15 protein-coding genes and 1 tRNA gene are annotated in these 12,854 nt (G+C 63.2%); 2 read left to right on the top strand and 14 right to left on the bottom strand.

The window, feature by feature from the left end; all coding sequences use genetic code 11:
• Positions 1-14: 14 nt before the first annotated feature.
• The 5 genes from ccmE to SOQ14_RS09930 form a co-directional block, all read right to left on the bottom strand.
• Complete coding sequence (ccmE, locus tag SOQ14_RS09950; protein ID WP_322897951.1) at positions 15-476, bottom strand: cytochrome c maturation protein CcmE; 462 nt, start codon at positions 474-476, stop codon at positions 15-17.
• 21 nt (positions 477-497) lie between these two features.
• The gene (locus SOQ14_RS09945; protein ID WP_322897950.1) at positions 498-641 is read right to left on the bottom strand and encodes a hypothetical protein; all 144 of its coding nucleotides are present in this window, start codon (positions 639-641) and stop codon (positions 498-500) included.
• Complete coding sequence (gene ccmC / locus SOQ14_RS09940) at positions 638-1,396, bottom strand: heme ABC transporter permease CcmC (RefSeq protein WP_322897949.1); 759 nt, start codon at positions 1,394-1,396, stop codon at positions 638-640. The genes SOQ14_RS09945 and ccmC overlap by 4 nt, the downstream gene beginning before the upstream one ends.
• A 90-nt stretch (positions 1,397-1,486) precedes the next feature.
• Entirely contained in the window at positions 1,487-2,560 is a 1,074-nt protein-coding gene (locus SOQ14_RS09935; protein WP_322897948.1) for a Leu/Phe/Val dehydrogenase, read from the bottom strand.
• A gap of 60 nt (positions 2,561-2,620) precedes the next feature.
• Positions 2,621-2,697, bottom strand: a tRNA-His gene (locus SOQ14_RS09930).
• 224 nt (positions 2,698-2,921) lie between these two features.
• On the opposite strand from SOQ14_RS09930, the gene SOQ14_RS09925 reads away from it, so the two are divergent.
• Complete coding sequence (locus SOQ14_RS09925) at positions 2,922-3,557, top strand: prolyl hydroxylase family protein (protein WP_322897947.1); 636 nt, start codon at positions 2,922-2,924, stop codon at positions 3,555-3,557.
• A complete protein-coding gene (locus SOQ14_RS09920) occupies positions 3,557-3,874 on the top strand; it encodes a TraR/DksA family transcriptional regulator (protein ID WP_322897946.1) in 318 nt (105 codons plus the stop codon). The genes SOQ14_RS09925 and SOQ14_RS09920 overlap by 1 nt, the downstream gene beginning before the upstream one ends.
• Positions 3,875-3,949: 75 nt before the next feature.
• Here the strand turns inward: SOQ14_RS09920 and rpmE are convergent, their stop codons facing one another.
• From rpmE to frr, 9 genes are all read right to left on the bottom strand, one after another.
• Positions 3,950-4,174: a 50S ribosomal protein L31 gene (rpmE, locus tag SOQ14_RS09915; RefSeq protein WP_322897945.1), complete on the bottom strand. Its 225-nt coding sequence runs from the start codon at positions 4,172-4,174 to the stop codon at positions 3,950-3,952.
• A gap of 211 nt (positions 4,175-4,385) precedes the next feature.
• Positions 4,386-4,859, bottom strand: a complete 474-nt coding sequence (gene fabZ, locus SOQ14_RS09910) for a 3-hydroxyacyl-ACP dehydratase FabZ (RefSeq protein WP_322897944.1) — start codon at positions 4,857-4,859, stop codon at positions 4,386-4,388.
• Positions 4,860-4,903: 44 nt separating this feature from the next.
• Positions 4,904-5,593 carry an OmpH/Skp family outer membrane protein gene (locus SOQ14_RS09905; protein ID WP_322897943.1) on the bottom strand — a complete coding sequence of 230 codons (690 nt, stop codon included), beginning with the start codon at positions 5,591-5,593 and terminating at the stop codon, positions 4,904-4,906.
• The gene (bamA, locus tag SOQ14_RS09900) at positions 5,593-8,262 is read right to left on the bottom strand and encodes an outer membrane protein assembly factor BamA (RefSeq protein WP_416232755.1); all 2,670 of its coding nucleotides are present in this window, start codon (positions 8,260-8,262) and stop codon (positions 5,593-5,595) included. The genes SOQ14_RS09905 and bamA overlap by 1 nt, the downstream gene beginning before the upstream one ends.
• Positions 8,263-8,514: 252 nt before the next feature.
• A complete protein-coding gene (rseP, locus tag SOQ14_RS09895; protein WP_322898129.1) occupies positions 8,515-9,612 on the bottom strand; it encodes an RIP metalloprotease RseP in 1,098 nt (365 codons plus the stop codon).
• Positions 9,613-9,628: 16 nt separating this feature from the next.
• A complete protein-coding gene (dxr, locus tag SOQ14_RS09890) occupies positions 9,629-10,795 on the bottom strand; it encodes a 1-deoxy-D-xylulose-5-phosphate reductoisomerase (RefSeq protein ID WP_322897942.1) in 1,167 nt (388 codons plus the stop codon).
• Positions 10,796-10,804: 9 nt separating this feature from the next.
• Positions 10,805-11,530, bottom strand: coding sequence for a phosphatidate cytidylyltransferase (locus tag SOQ14_RS09885; protein ID WP_322897941.1), 726 nt, complete (start codon positions 11,528-11,530; stop codon positions 10,805-10,807).
• Positions 11,517-12,158 carry a polyprenyl diphosphate synthase gene (uppS, locus tag SOQ14_RS09880; protein ID WP_322898128.1) on the bottom strand — a complete coding sequence of 214 codons (642 nt, stop codon included), beginning with the start codon at positions 12,156-12,158 and terminating at the stop codon, positions 11,517-11,519. Before uppS ends, SOQ14_RS09885 begins: the two co-directional genes overlap by 14 nt.
• A gap of 137 nt (positions 12,159-12,295) precedes the next feature.
• Positions 12,296-12,853 carry a ribosome recycling factor gene (gene frr / locus SOQ14_RS09875; protein WP_322897940.1) on the bottom strand — a complete coding sequence of 186 codons (558 nt, stop codon included), beginning with the start codon at positions 12,851-12,853 and terminating at the stop codon, positions 12,296-12,298.
• Between the last annotated feature and the right edge of the window lies 1 nt (position 12,854).

The following is a 12,854-nucleotide window of genomic DNA, read 5'->3' as shown; positions in this document are numbered from 1 at the left end:
CGGTCTCTCCCTTGTCACTTCAGGCCGATAGTGGTTTCGGCGGCCACCTTCGCGGCCTGCTGCTGGCCCATGCCTTCCAGTTCCTTGGGCACGTAGTTCTCGTCATGCTTGGCAAGCAGATTGGTGGCGAGAAACACGCCGTTCGGCTGGAGCGCGCCTTCGGCAACCACGCCCGACCCTTCGACAAAGAGATCAGGCAGGATGCCGCTGTAGCGCACCGGGATCGCAGCCTCACCATTGCCGGTGACGCGGAAATTGACTGTCACCCCGTCAGCTTCGGTCACAAGCGAGCCGGTCTCAACCATACCGCCCAGACGCACCGCCTGACCAACCGCGGGCGGGCTTTCCGCCATCTGTTCGGGAAGATAAAAGTAATTTGCCTGATTGCGCAGGCCCCAGGCGGCGAACAGGCCCGCGCCGATAATCGCCACGGCCGCGATCACGACCAGCACCATGCGTTGATGTTTGGCTTTCATTGGTCCCGTCCCGTCTGCCTGTCAGCGCCTGCGCGCCGCATCACGCCGGGCTTCGGCCCGCGTCATCGAACGCCACGCCCAGATGGTGAGCAACGCCAGCGCGACAAGCCCGATGGCATAGGCCGCGATCACGAAATCCCACTGCGCCATGTCCTCGCGCATCATGCCGTCTCCATGCCCGCAGCCATGGAGGCGGGCGTATCCTCGTCCAGCGCGCGGCGGCGCAGACGGGCCGCAACCTGCTCCTCGGCGATCAGCGCGCGCATCCGCATCAGCACAATCGCGCCGAACAGCAGCGAGAAACCAATCACCGCCACCAGCAGCGGGACAAGGTACGCGCCGTCAATCGCGCTCTTGCCCATGGTGATGCTGGGCGGCTGATGCAGCGAATTCCACCACACCACACTGCGGTTGATGATCGGCACATTGATCGCGCCGACCAGACCAAAAATCGCGGCGATCTTGGCCGAGCCACCTTCGCGCGCGGCGGCCTGCGTCAGCGCAATATAGCCCGCATAGAGGAACAGCAGCACCAGCATGCTTGTCAGCCGGCCGTCCCACACCCACCAGGTGCCCCAGGTGGGGCGGCCCCAAATCGAACCGGTGGCAAGGCAGACCGCGGTAAAGGTCATGCCGGGCAGCGCGATCGCCCGCGCGGCAATGCCTGCCAGCGGGTGCTTCCAGATCAGCAGCATGGCGCTCGAAATCGCGATCCCCGTCCAACCGCCCATGCCCAGCCATGCGGCGGGCACGTGGATGAACAGGATGCGCACGGTTTCGCCCATCAGGCGATCGGGCGGCACGCTGAAAACCCCATAGGCCATCGCGCCTAGCGACAGCGCCAGCCCGCTCCACAAGAGCAGCGGCGCCAGCCATTTGGCGAGCTTCAGAAAGCGAGTGGGATTGGCGTAAATGTGCATGATCGGGGCCTGTCCGGGCCTTGTAGTCTTACCGACAGCCCGGACAAGAGCGCAATTCGCCGGGAGCGCGAATTGTTCCCGAAAAGGCGATCAAGCCTGAGCGCGCCCGATCAATTGCTGGGCCATCCGATCGGCCACGACATCGGCGGTGACACCGCTTGCCGCGCTTTCCTGCCAGATCGTCTCCAACCGGCCGGGGATCTGTTCGATCAGCGCGCGCACTTCGGCGACATCGCCATGGCGACCATCGCGGCGCGCGAGATATTCGGTGGCGACCGAGATGATCCCGCCCGCGTTGATCACATAATCGGGGGCATAGAGCACGCCGCGCGCGGCCAGCGCTTCGCCGTGGTGTGGGCGGGCGAGCTGGTTGTTCGCACCACCTGCGACAATCGCGCAGTCGAGTCGGGCAATCCCGTCATCATCAAGGATTGCGCCAAGAGCGTTGGGGCTGAACACATCGCAGGCCACACCCATGATCGAATCCGAGGCCACGGCATCGCCGCCCAGTTCCTGCGCCAGTGCAGCCGCGCGATCGGCGTGAATATCGGCCAGCGTCAGCGTCGCGCCATCCTTGGCGAGCAGCCGCGCCACGCCGCCGCCGACACTGCCGGTGCCTTGCACCGCGACATGGACGCCCGCGAGGCTATCCTTGCCAAGCTTATGCGCGACAGCGGCCTTGATGCCGAGAAAGATGCCATAGGCGGTGAAGGGGCCGGGATCGCCGCCCGCGCTGCCCTCGCCCGCCACCGGCAGGCCCGAGACATGCGCGGTGCGCTGCGCGACCGCCACCATATCGGCTTCGGAAATGCCGACATCTTCGGCGGTGACATAACGCCCGCCCAGCGCTTCGACAGCATCGCCAAAGGCCGCGAGCATGTCAGGGGTCTTGATGCGCTGTTCGTCAGCCAGAATCACGGCCTTGCCCCCGCCCATCGGGAGACCGGCCATCGCATTCTTGTAGCTCATCCCGCGCGACAGGCGCAGCGCATCGCGCATCGCGCCAGCGGGATCATTGTAATGCCAGAAGCGGGTGCCGCCCGCGCCGGGGCCGAGATGAGTCGAATGCAGCGCGATAATCGCGGTCAGCCCGCTTTTCCGACAATGCACCACTTGCACCAGCTCGTGGTCATCAAAATCGGCTTCGGTCCAGAACGCGCTCATCATTTATGCCCCTTTGCTCACGCAAAAGGCCATGACGGCAGCATCTGGGCGGGAGACAAGTGGGGCGATCGACGGGGTTCGAACCCGCGACCTCCGGTACCACAAACCGGCGCTCTAACCAACTGAGCTACGATCGCCACATTTCCCTGCCCGAGGCCCTTGCCAGGTGCTGCCAGAGCCGCGTGAGGAGCGCGGTTTAGCTTTGGTCAGCGCATGGTCAAGCGCGCAATGAGCGGGAGCGCGCCTCTTGCACAAAGCACACCCCAAGGGAAGCAAAAACTGCGTGGCGACATGCTTGACGCAATATTGTTACGCGCATGCCCGCTTGCCTCCTCCGGGCTTGTGCCTATCCTTGCAGGTAATGGGAGATCGGGGCGAATCTGTTGCAGCCCGCGTGACGGGACAGCCGGGGGTGCAGCGCGTCCCCACGGCCAAGGCAGAAATCTTTCAGGCGCGCGGCTTTATCCCGGCTGATCTGTGTGACGCGCTGATTGCCCAGATCGAAATCGACCGGCGTCCCTCGACCATCGCGGATGACAACGGCGATCCCACCTTTCGCACCAGCGAGACCTGCGATCTGCCCGACGATGATCCGCATGTCCGCGCGCTGGAAGCGCGGTTCGCGGCCTTGTCGGGTCTCGATCCGGCCTATGGCGAACCCATTCAGGGCCAGCGCTATGCTGTCGGACAGGAATTCAAGCCGCACACCGACTATTTCGACCCGCATGGTGCCGATTACGGCAAATTCTGCGCGCTGTCCGGCCAGCGCACCTGGACCTTCATGATCTATCTCAATGACGTGGCCGCTGGCGGCGCTACGCGGTTCAGGCATCTCGACAAGATGTTCCAGCCGGAGCGCGGGAAATTGCTGTTCTGGAACAACCGGCTGGCGGGCGGCGCGGTCAACCCGGCCACGCTCCACCACGGGATGAAGGTGCGCAAGGGCGTCAAATATGTGATAACCAAATGGTATCGCGAACAGGTGTGGAGGGGATGATGGACGATTACGCTGATATTGCAGCCAAGCTGCGGACACGGCTTGCCGAGCTTGATGATCGCGCTGCGGTGATCGAGGATGACCTGCGCGGGCAGCTTGATCCCGATTTCTCCGAACAGGCGGTTGATCTGGCGGACGACGAGACGCTCGAAGGGATTGATGACGTCCTGCGCGCCGAAGCGCAGCAGATCCGCCACGCGCTCCAGCGGATCGCCAAGGGCACCTATGGGGTCTGCGCCAATTGCGGCAAGGACATCCCCAAGCCGCGGCTTGAAGCACAGCCGATGGCGACGCGCTGCGTCGCCTGCGCCGGCTAGGACACGAAAAAAGGCGACCCCGTCGGATCGCCTTCCCTCGTTGCGGTCCGAAAACCGCGCAGCTTTTGATTGCTGTTACTTCTTCAGGCTGAGCCCGCCGAAACGCTTGTTGAAAGCAGCCACGCGGCCACCTTCCTGCACCTGCTGACGGCCACCGGTCCATGCCGGGTGGCTGAGGGGATCGATTTCGAGCGACATCACATCGCCTTCCTTACCCCATGTCGAACGGGTCTGATACTCGGTCCCGTCCGTCATCTTGATGGTGATCATGTGGTATTCGGGGTGCCCTTCGGCCTTCATGGTCAATTCCTTTGGCAGCCTGGGCCGGTTCCGACCGGCCGTGCTATGAAACTTGGAAGGCGCGCCTTAGTGGCGAACGCGCGGGAATGCAACCGCAGATGTTTGCACGGGTATCGGTTGTGAAGCGGCCGCAAGGCCGACGGGCCGCCCGCAGCGGGCGCGGCTTGCCGCGCGTCTGGCGAGGACACGGGCCCGGAGGGGCCCGTGCAACTCAAACCTTATCCGTCATCATCGCGGTGAATTCGACCTCGCAGGTGACCTTGCCTTCGACGCTCGCCTTGCCGGCAAACTTGTAGACGCGGCTGCGCTTCTGGGTGAATTCGACATGCAGATCGAGCAAGCAACCCGGCAGCACCGGACTGCGGAACTTGGCATTCTCGATCCCCATGAAGATCACGAGCTTGCCGGTACCCGCCAGTTCCATCGTTTCGATGCCGAGGATCCCCGCCGCTTGCGCCAGCGCCTCGATCTGGAGCACGCCCGGCATGATCGGCGCGCCGGGGAAATGCCCCTGAAAGAACTGCTCGTTCATGCTGACGGCCTTGATGGCGTGAATCCGCTCACCAAGCGTCATCGCCTTGACCCGGTCCACCAGCAGCAGCGGGTAGCGATGCGGCAGGGCCATGAGGATCTTGCGGATATCATAATCCACTACCCCCGCTTCCGGGGTGTCCACATCACTCATGCCCATGCCCTCATCGCTTCCCTGAACCTCCCGCGCTTTATGGCTTAACGGCCAACCGGCGCGTCGGCGTTGCCCGCTGCAGGCTGCTGGGCCTGCTGCTGGCGCTGCATCGCCTGCGCCGTGGCAAGCATCTGCTGGATTTCCTGGAACATCTGCACCCCGGCACGGCTCGGCTGCCAGTTCTGCGGCGGCACGATCCCGACGCGCGGCAGACGCGTGTTGAGCGCCGTCACCACGGCTTCGGTGATGTCGGCCTGCGGCGGCTGGAACACCACGGCCGACGGCTCAAGCACCAGCGTGATCTTCTTGTCGGTCACCACCTGTTGCAACGCGGGCGAAACCTGCTGCAGGATCTGCTCGATCGCATAGATGCGCGCGGCATTGATCTGGTTGTTGGTCTGGTTGATTTCCTGCTCAAGCGTTTCAAGCTGCTTGAACTGCGGGGTCTTCTGCGCAGCGGCCAGCTCGGCATCATCGACCTGGTTGTTGCTGTCCTTGTCGAAGGTGCGCAGGATGGTCTGACGCTGTTCGGTCTTGGTGCGGATCTGTTCGATCTGCGCGGCATAGGTCTGGCCGACTTCGTTATAGGCCGTCGCAAGTGCCGACGAGGTCAGCACGGTGCGCGACAGATCGAGCGAGGCGATCGAGCCTTGCACCTGCGCAGCCAGAGGGGCAGCCAGCACGGTGCTGGCAGCAAGCATCGCCGGGGCGAGAAAACGGTTGATCATAGTCATTAGAACTGGGTTCCTACGTTGAAGGTGAACACCTGATCGTCATCGCCTTCCACCTTGCGGATGGTCTGGGCGATATCGATGCGGAACGGCCCGAAGGGCGAGTTCCAGTTGACACCCACCCCGGCGGTGATGCGCGGGCTGGGGCTGTTGCCGAAGAAGAATTCGCGGAAATTGGTGCCCTGCTGGATCAGACGGATATTGGGGCTGCCATCAGGCCGCGTCGGGCTGGTCACGATTGCGCCCGTCGTCGGGTCCTGGAAGGCAGGGACAAGCGTGGTCGAACCCTCGGCCACGGGCACCAGCACGGGCGTGCCGGCAGTGTTATCCGTCAAGACCGGCGTTGTCAGACCCCACAGCGCGCCGACATCAACCCACACCGAAGGCCGCAGCCCCAGTTCGCGGGCACCCGAGCCCAGCGGAATTTCCAGCTCGGCGCGGGCGAGATAGTAATTGCGGCCACCAATCGCATCGTCGCGCAGCTGACGGCGCTCGCCGATATAGACCACTTCGCCATCGGGGCCGACAACCGGACGGTTGAAGTCATCAAGCTGCGAATTCTTGGTCAAGACGCGCGGACCGACCCCGCGGATTCGGAAACCGCGGATTTGCGGTTCGCCAAGGAAGAAGCGGTCGTTGAGGAAGATGTCATCCACCCCAACCCCGCCACGGCTCCGGAGCGGCTGGATCGTCCCGCCCTCCGCGAGCAGCGAGAAGATGAAGCCCGAACGCCCCAGGCCCCAGAATTTCTGAGCACGGCCGCGAAAACGCACATAGCGCACATCGCCGCCCAGCCCGGCAAACTCGACACCCGCGTTGATGTTGGCGCCGCGCGTCGGGCGCAAGCGCGAGTTGAGCGAGTTGTAATTCACGTTCAGGCCGACAATCGAACTGAGACGCTGCCCGATGGCATCGCACAGGAAGCGGCCCGCCAGCAGCGGGTCGCAAGTCCGCACCCCGTCGCCATCGGGATCGGAGAAGAACTGCGCTTCATCCAGTGTCACGTTTTCATCGTTGAGCGTGTAGCTCGCGATGAGTGACATGAACTCGGTCAGCGGCACACCCAGGCGCGCCGAGAAACCCGTCGTCGCCTGTTCGAAGGTGTTGTTACGCTGGAAATTCAGGAAGTTGAAGCTGCGGAAATCGCGGCGGTAAATGTCGACACCCGCCGAAATGTTGCGATCGAACACATAGGGCTCGGTGAAGCTGAGCTGTGCCGAGCGCGAGAACTGCGAATAGTTGAGGCTGAGCCCGACTGTCTGGCCGCGCCCGCGGAAATTGCGCTGGCGGATGCTGCCCGCAAGGATGAACTGCTCGATCGAGGAGAACCCGGCAGAGAACTGCAATTCCCCGGTCGGCATTTCTTCGACATTGGCTTCGAGCACGATGCGATCAGGCGCACTGCCTTCGACCTGCTTGATCTCGAAGTTTTCCTGGAAATAGGCGAGCGAGTTGATGCGCGCGGTGCTGCGTGCCACCCCCAGCGAGTTGAAGGCATCGCCTTCCGCCAGGCGGAATTCGCGCCGCACCACCTTGTCCTGCGTGAGGGTGTTGCCGTTGACATCGACCCGCTCGACATAGACGCGCGGCGCCTGACGCAGCACGAAGGTCACGCTCATAGTGAGGTCTTCGGGATTGCGTTTGAAGCGCGGCTGGACGTCGGCAAAGGCATAGCCGAAGCGGCCGGCGAGCTCGGTCAATTGCTCGACCGTGTCTTCCACCAGCTTCGCGTTGTACCAATCGCCATCATTGACAGGCAGCAAGGCTTCCATGGCATCGCTGTCGAAGTCGCGCAGCTGGCTTTCGACTTCGACTTCGCCGAACTTGTAGCGCTCACCCTCTTCCACCACGTAGGTGATGATGAAGTCGCGTTGATCGGGCGTCAGCTCCGCGACAGCCGAAACCACGCGGAAATCGGCATAGCCCTGGGTCAGATAGAACTGGCGCAGCTTCTGCTGGTCAAAAGCCAGACGATCAGGATCGTAGCTCGTGTTCGAGCTGAAGAAGCGCGTCGGGCGCGCCTGCTTTGTCACCATCTCGCCGCGCAGTTCACCCGCCGAGAATTTCTCGTTGCCGAGAATGTTGATCTGGCGAACCTTCGACTTTGGGCCTTCGCTGATTTCGAACACCACATCGACACGGTTCTGCGGCAGTTGCACCATCTTGGGCTCGACCGTGGCGGCAAAGCGCCCCTGCCGCTTGTAGAGCTCGATGATGCGGGCCACGTCGGCGCGCACCTTGGAACGGGTGAAGATCTGGCGCGGCGCAAGCTTGATCTCGGGGAGGATCTTGTCCTCCTTGACCCGCTTGTTGCCTTCCAGAACGATGCGGTTGATCACCGGGTTTTCGACCACGTTGATCACGACATTACCGTTGTCGTTGCGGATCGTGAAATTGGCGAAGAGCTCGGTCGCGCCGAGATCTTTCAGTGCTTCGTCGGCGGCGGCGGCAGTGTATTCATCGCCCACGCGCAATCGGATGTAGCTGAGGATGGTGGTCGGCTCGAGCCGTTCGGCGCCGGTGACACTGATCGAGCGGATGGTGCTGCGGGGCGCTTCGACGGCAGGGGCATCCTGCGGCGCGGGTGCGGGTGCGGGAACAGCTGTTTGCTGCTGGGCATAGGTGATGCCCGGCATGGCAAACAGCGCCGTGCTGCACGACAGTGCCAGCATCAGGCGGCGGCGCGCGGGGCCGCCACGCAAAGAGGGGGATGCAAGGGCTGGCTGACAAGAGGCAGGCACAGACCCCACCACACGGCTCTCAATCATGGTGCAAAAAAGTCCTGTCTAACCCATCGTGCTGATCCGGCACGCCCGGCAAAGCCTCTGCCCGATGCGTCCGGCGCAATCAAGCAATGATCCGGGGGAAACCCGGCGACCTGCGGCGCTTTCCCCAGCAAGATACCCCGAAAAGGCGGCATCCATTCAACGCGCAAAGATCGGCAGTGAGACAACATCATTCACCGTCACCACTGCCATGAACATCAGCACAAGACCAATTCCGGTGCGATAGGCCCATTCGGTCGCCTGCGGTCCGAGCGGTTTGCGCCGCACCGCTTCCACGGCGTAGAACATCAGGTGCCCTCCATCGAGCGCGGGAATTGGCAGGAAATTGATGAATGCCAAATTAAGCGAAATCAGCGCGGCAAAGTTGACAAAGGCAAGGACGCCAAGGCTCATCTGCTCGCCCGAATATTTGGCAATCTTGATCGGGCCGCCCAGCTCCTTGATCGAACGATCCCCGACCACGATCTGCTTGATACCGGTCAGCATCAATCCCATCAGCTCGCCGCTCTGACGCACCGCCAGCGGCACCGCGGCCAGCACACTGACCTCTTCGAGCACATACTGCCCGCCCGCCGGTGCCACGCCGATCTGCCCGATGGCAGAGGCATTGCCGAACTGATCGGTTTCGGTCTTGCGGGCAATCGTCAGCGGAAAATCAAGCTGCGCGCCATCGCGCTCCACCGACAGGACAATCGCCTTGCCGGGGTTGAGCATGACCGCGCGCTTCAATTGCTCGAAATCGGCAATCGGGCTACCATCAATCGCGGTGATGGTATCGCCGACGGCGAGGCCAGCCGCGCGCGCCACACTGGTTTCGGAGAAGCCGCCAACCGTGCGCGAATCCTCCTCCCCGGCGATGGTCGGCTTGCCGAAAATCGAAAAGAATGCGGCGAAGATCGCGATGGTGAGCATGAGATTGGTGACAGGCCCGGCCGCCACGATCAGGGCGCGCTTCCACAAAGCGGCATTCTGGAAATTGCCGTCTTCCGGCGGTGCAGTGGCATCGGGCACGCTGGCCGGGTTCATGTCACCTGCAAACTGGACATAGCCACCCAGCGGCAGCAGCGAGAGCTTCCAGCGGGTGCCGCGCTTGTCGGTAAATCCGGCGATCTCGCGCCCGAAGCCCACCGAGAAGGCCTCCGCTTTCACGCCGAACCAGCGCCCGACCAGCAGGTGGCCAAGCTCATGCACGGTAACCAACGGGCCAAGCAGCAGCAGGAAACCTGCCAGATACATCCAGAACGGGGGGGCATCAAACAAGAGCGGTGTTCTCCAGCAGGCTGAGCGCTTGCGCGCGCGCCGATCGATCCACGTTCAGCACTTCATCAAGGCTGGCGGGAGCGGGGGCATCATGGCTGCGTTGCAAAGTTTCTTCGACCACTGCGGCAATACGGGTGAACCTGATCTGACCAGCGAGAAAGGCTGCGACTGCCACCTCGTTCGCGGCATTGAGGATCGCTGGCGCCGAACCGCCTGCGCGGATCGCCTCGCGCGCCAGCCGGGTGGCGGGAAAGCGCTGCTCATCCGGCTGGAAGAAGGTCAATTCGCCAATCGCCGCCAGATCAAGCGGAGCGAGCGGGGTGTCCATCCGGTCGGGCCAGGCAAGGCACGAAGCAATCGGCACCCGCATATCCGAGGGGCCAAGCTGGGCCAGCGTCGAGCGGTCGCGGAATTCGACCATCGAATGGATCACGCTCTGCGGGTGGATGACGATGGCCAGCTTGTCGAGGCCGACCGGGAACAGGTGGTAGGCCTCGATATACTCAAGGCCCTTGTTCATCATTGTGGCCGAATCGACGCTGATCTTGGCGCCCATCGACCAGTTGGGATGGGCCACCGCCTGCGCCGGTGTTGCGGCATCAAGCTGGGCCTGCGACCAGGTTCGCAGCGGCCCGCCGCTCGCCGTCAAGGTAATCCGCGCGACATCCGCGATCCGGCCAGCCGCAAGGCATTGGAAAATCGCATTGTGTTCGCTGTCAGTGGGGAGCAAGGTCGCGCCGTGGCGCGCAACCGCAGCCATCATCACCTCGCCCGCCGAAACCAGCGCTTCCTTGTTGGCAAGCGCAATGGTGCCGCCGCGCTCGATCGCGGCCATCACCGGTGCGAGGCCCGCGCAGCCGACAATGGCCGCCACGGTAATATCGACGGGGCGGGCAGCAGCCTCGACCAGCGCCCGCGCGCCGCCTGCCGCTTCGATCCCGCTGCCAGCCAGCGCAGCACGCAAGGCGGGCAGCGCCGCCTCATCGCTGACAACCGCGAGCCGCGCGCCGAATTCGCGCGCGAGCGCCGCCAGTTCAACCGCGCTGCTATGCGCGGTCAGCACCTCGACCTGCCAGACATCGCGATTGCGCCGCACCAGATCGAGGGTCGAGGCGCCAATCGAGCCGGTTGCGCCGAGCAAGGTAAGTGTGCGTGTCATCGCCTGCCCTTATCCCAGCAATTTACCGAAAGCATCAACCACAAACAGCACGAAGAACACAGCAAGGAACCCGTCGAGCCGATCAAACAAGCCACCATGTCCCGGAATGAGGCGACTTGAATCCTTCACCCCAGCCCGCCGCTTCATCGAACTTTCGAAAAAATCACCGGCCTGCGCGATGACAGCGATGCACGCCCCAGTGCCGATGGCCAAAGCGATAGCCCCGAGGCTGGCGCCCGCTGCCACCGCGCCGGGGCCGATATCCGCCCACTCGATAATCAGGCACACCAGGGCAGCGGCAAAGGCCCCGCCGCCCAGCCCTGCCCAGGTCTTGGACGGGCTGATTTTGGGGGCAATCTTGGGGCCGCCAATGGCCCGGCCTGCAAAATAGGCGCCGACATCCACTGCAATGACCGGCGCGATGAAGGCCACGAGCACGGTCGGCGCGGCATAGGTGAAGCGCATCTGGATCATCGCCAGCGCGGCCGCCGAAACGTAAAGCGCCCCGCCCGCCAACCACATAACCTCGCTCACAGGCGCAATCCCGAAGGCGCTGACCAGCCGGTTCCATTCCCACAGCACGCCGCAGGCAAGCAGCGCGACAAAGCCCATCCAGATCCACCCGCCAAGCCACAGCGCCCCTGCGGCGAGCGCGATCATCACCACCGCAGAGGCCGCACGCACCGCCAATTCGCGCCCGAACAGGGCGGGCTTGGCCGACTTAGCGTCCGCCATAACGGCGCTCCCGGCGGGCGAAATCATCGAGCGCCTGTTGGAGATGGGCAGGCTCAAAATCAGGCCACAGCGTGTCGACAAATAGCATTTCGGCATAGGCCGATTGCCACAAGAGGAAGTTGGACAGGCGAATTTCGCCGCTGGTGCGGATCAGCAGATCAAGCGGCGGAAGATCGGCCGTATCAAGCTCTGCGGCAATGGTTTCGACCGTAATCGCGCCCTGTGCTGCCGCCTTGGCGGCTGCGCGCGCGATTTCATGCTGGCCGCCATAATTCAGCGCCACCGCCAAAGTCTGGCTGCCCTTGGCAGTCTGGGCCAAGGCATCTTCGAGCATCACCACGATATCGGGTGCCAGCGATTGCCAGTCGCCGATGATCTTCAGCTTCACATCATTGGCGACGAATTCGGGAAGGTCGGATTTGATGAACTTGCGCATCAGGTTCATCAGATCATCAACTTCATCCTCCGACCGTTTCCAGTTTTCGGAGGAGAAAGCGTAAAGCGTCAGACATTCCAGCCCCATCGGCTCAAGCGCGCGGACCAGCCGCCGCACCGCTTCGACGCCGCGCTGATGGCCGATAGCGCGCGGCAGGCCGCGCTTCTTGGCCCAGCGCCCATTGCCATCCATGATGATGGCGACATGTCTGGCGCGGCCTGATTCCAATCCAACCCCCACATCATCCCTACGCCTCGCGCGCGAGCGAGAGGCCTTCCCCTTCGTGTCCCGGCTGCGCGCGAGACGAACAGGAACAGGCCACCCGTCGCTTACTGCGTCAGGATTTCCTGCTTTTTCTTGGCCACCGCTTCGTCGGTTTCCTTGACGTGGGCATCGGTCAACTTCTGCACCTCGTCCTCGGCCCGCTTGCGCTCGTCCTCGGAAATCTCTTTCTTCTTCTCGTCGGTCTTGAGGCTTTCCATCGCATCACGCCGCACATTGCGGATCGCGATCTTGCCCTTCTCGCCATATTGATCGGCCAGCTTGGCCAGCTCCTTGCGCCGGTCCTGCGTCAGATCGGGGATCGGCAAACGCAGGGTCTGGCCGTCGATGATCGGATTGAGGCCAAGATTGGCGTGGGCAATGCCCTTTTCCACCGCGATCAGGTTCGACTTGTCCCACACCTGCACGCTCAACATACGCGGTTCGGGTGCAGAGACCGTTGCCACCTGATTGAGCGGCATCATCGCGCCATAGACTTCGACCACCACCGGATCGAGCAGGCTCGCATTGGCGCGGCCCGTGCGCAGGCCCTGGAGATCGCTTTTGAGAGAGTCCACCGCGCCCTTCATCCGGCGCTCGACATCGGCCTTGTCATATTGCGGCATG

It is taken from the genome of Erythrobacter epiphyticus, assembly GCF_034653295.1.
In the GTDB taxonomy this organism is placed as follows: domain Bacteria; phylum Pseudomonadota; class Alphaproteobacteria; order Sphingomonadales; family Sphingomonadaceae; genus Erythrobacter.
The sequence above is the reverse complement of the archived record's forward strand: the minus strand, read 5'-3'. Positions and strand labels throughout refer to the sequence as shown.

Excerpts from the sequence above, each read along its gene's own strand:
- ccmE (WP_322897951.1), bottom strand. The coding sequence starts at position 476 with ATGAAAGCCAAACATCAACGCATGGTGCTGGTCGTGATCGCGGCCGTG.
- SOQ14_RS09945 (WP_322897950.1), bottom strand. The coding sequence starts at position 641 with ATGATGCGCGAGGACATGGCGCAGTGGGATTTCGTGATCGCGGCCTAT.
- ccmC (WP_322897949.1), bottom strand. The coding sequence starts at position 1,396 with ATGCACATTTACGCCAATCCCACTCGCTTTCTGAAGCTCGCCAAATGG.
- SOQ14_RS09935 (WP_322897948.1), bottom strand. The coding sequence starts at position 2,560 with ATGAGCGCGTTCTGGACCGAAGCCGATTTTGATGACCACGAGCTGGTG.
- SOQ14_RS09925 (WP_322897947.1), top strand. The coding sequence starts at position 2,922 with ATGGGAGATCGGGGCGAATCTGTTGCAGCCCGCGTGACGGGACAGCCG.
- SOQ14_RS09920 (WP_322897946.1), top strand. The coding sequence starts at position 3,557 with ATGGACGATTACGCTGATATTGCAGCCAAGCTGCGGACACGGCTTGCC.
- rpmE (WP_322897945.1), bottom strand. The coding sequence starts at position 4,174 with ATGAAGGCCGAAGGGCACCCCGAATACCACATGATCACCATCAAGATG.
- fabZ (WP_322897944.1), bottom strand. The coding sequence starts at position 4,859 with ATGAGTGATGTGGACACCCCGGAAGCGGGGGTAGTGGATTATGATATC.
- SOQ14_RS09905 (WP_322897943.1), bottom strand. The coding sequence starts at position 5,593 with ATGACTATGATCAACCGTTTTCTCGCCCCGGCGATGCTTGCTGCCAGC.
- bamA (WP_416232755.1), bottom strand. The coding sequence starts at position 8,262 with ATGCTGGCACTGTCGTGCAGCACGGCGCTGTTTGCCATGCCGGGCATC.
- rseP (WP_322898129.1), bottom strand. The coding sequence starts at position 9,612 with ATGTATCTGGCAGGTTTCCTGCTGCTGCTTGGCCCGTTGGTTACCGTG.
- dxr (WP_322897942.1), bottom strand. The coding sequence starts at position 10,795 with ATGACACGCACACTTACCTTGCTCGGCGCAACCGGCTCGATTGGCGCC.
- SOQ14_RS09885 (WP_322897941.1), bottom strand. The coding sequence starts at position 11,530 with ATGGCGGACGCTAAGTCGGCCAAGCCCGCCCTGTTCGGGCGCGAATTG.
- uppS (WP_322898128.1), bottom strand. The coding sequence starts at position 12,158 with ATGGATGGCAATGGGCGCTGGGCCAAGAAGCGCGGCCTGCCGCGCGCT.
- frr (WP_322897940.1), bottom strand. The coding sequence starts at position 12,853 with ATGCCGCAATATGACAAGGCCGATGTCGAGCGCCGGATGAAGGGCGCG.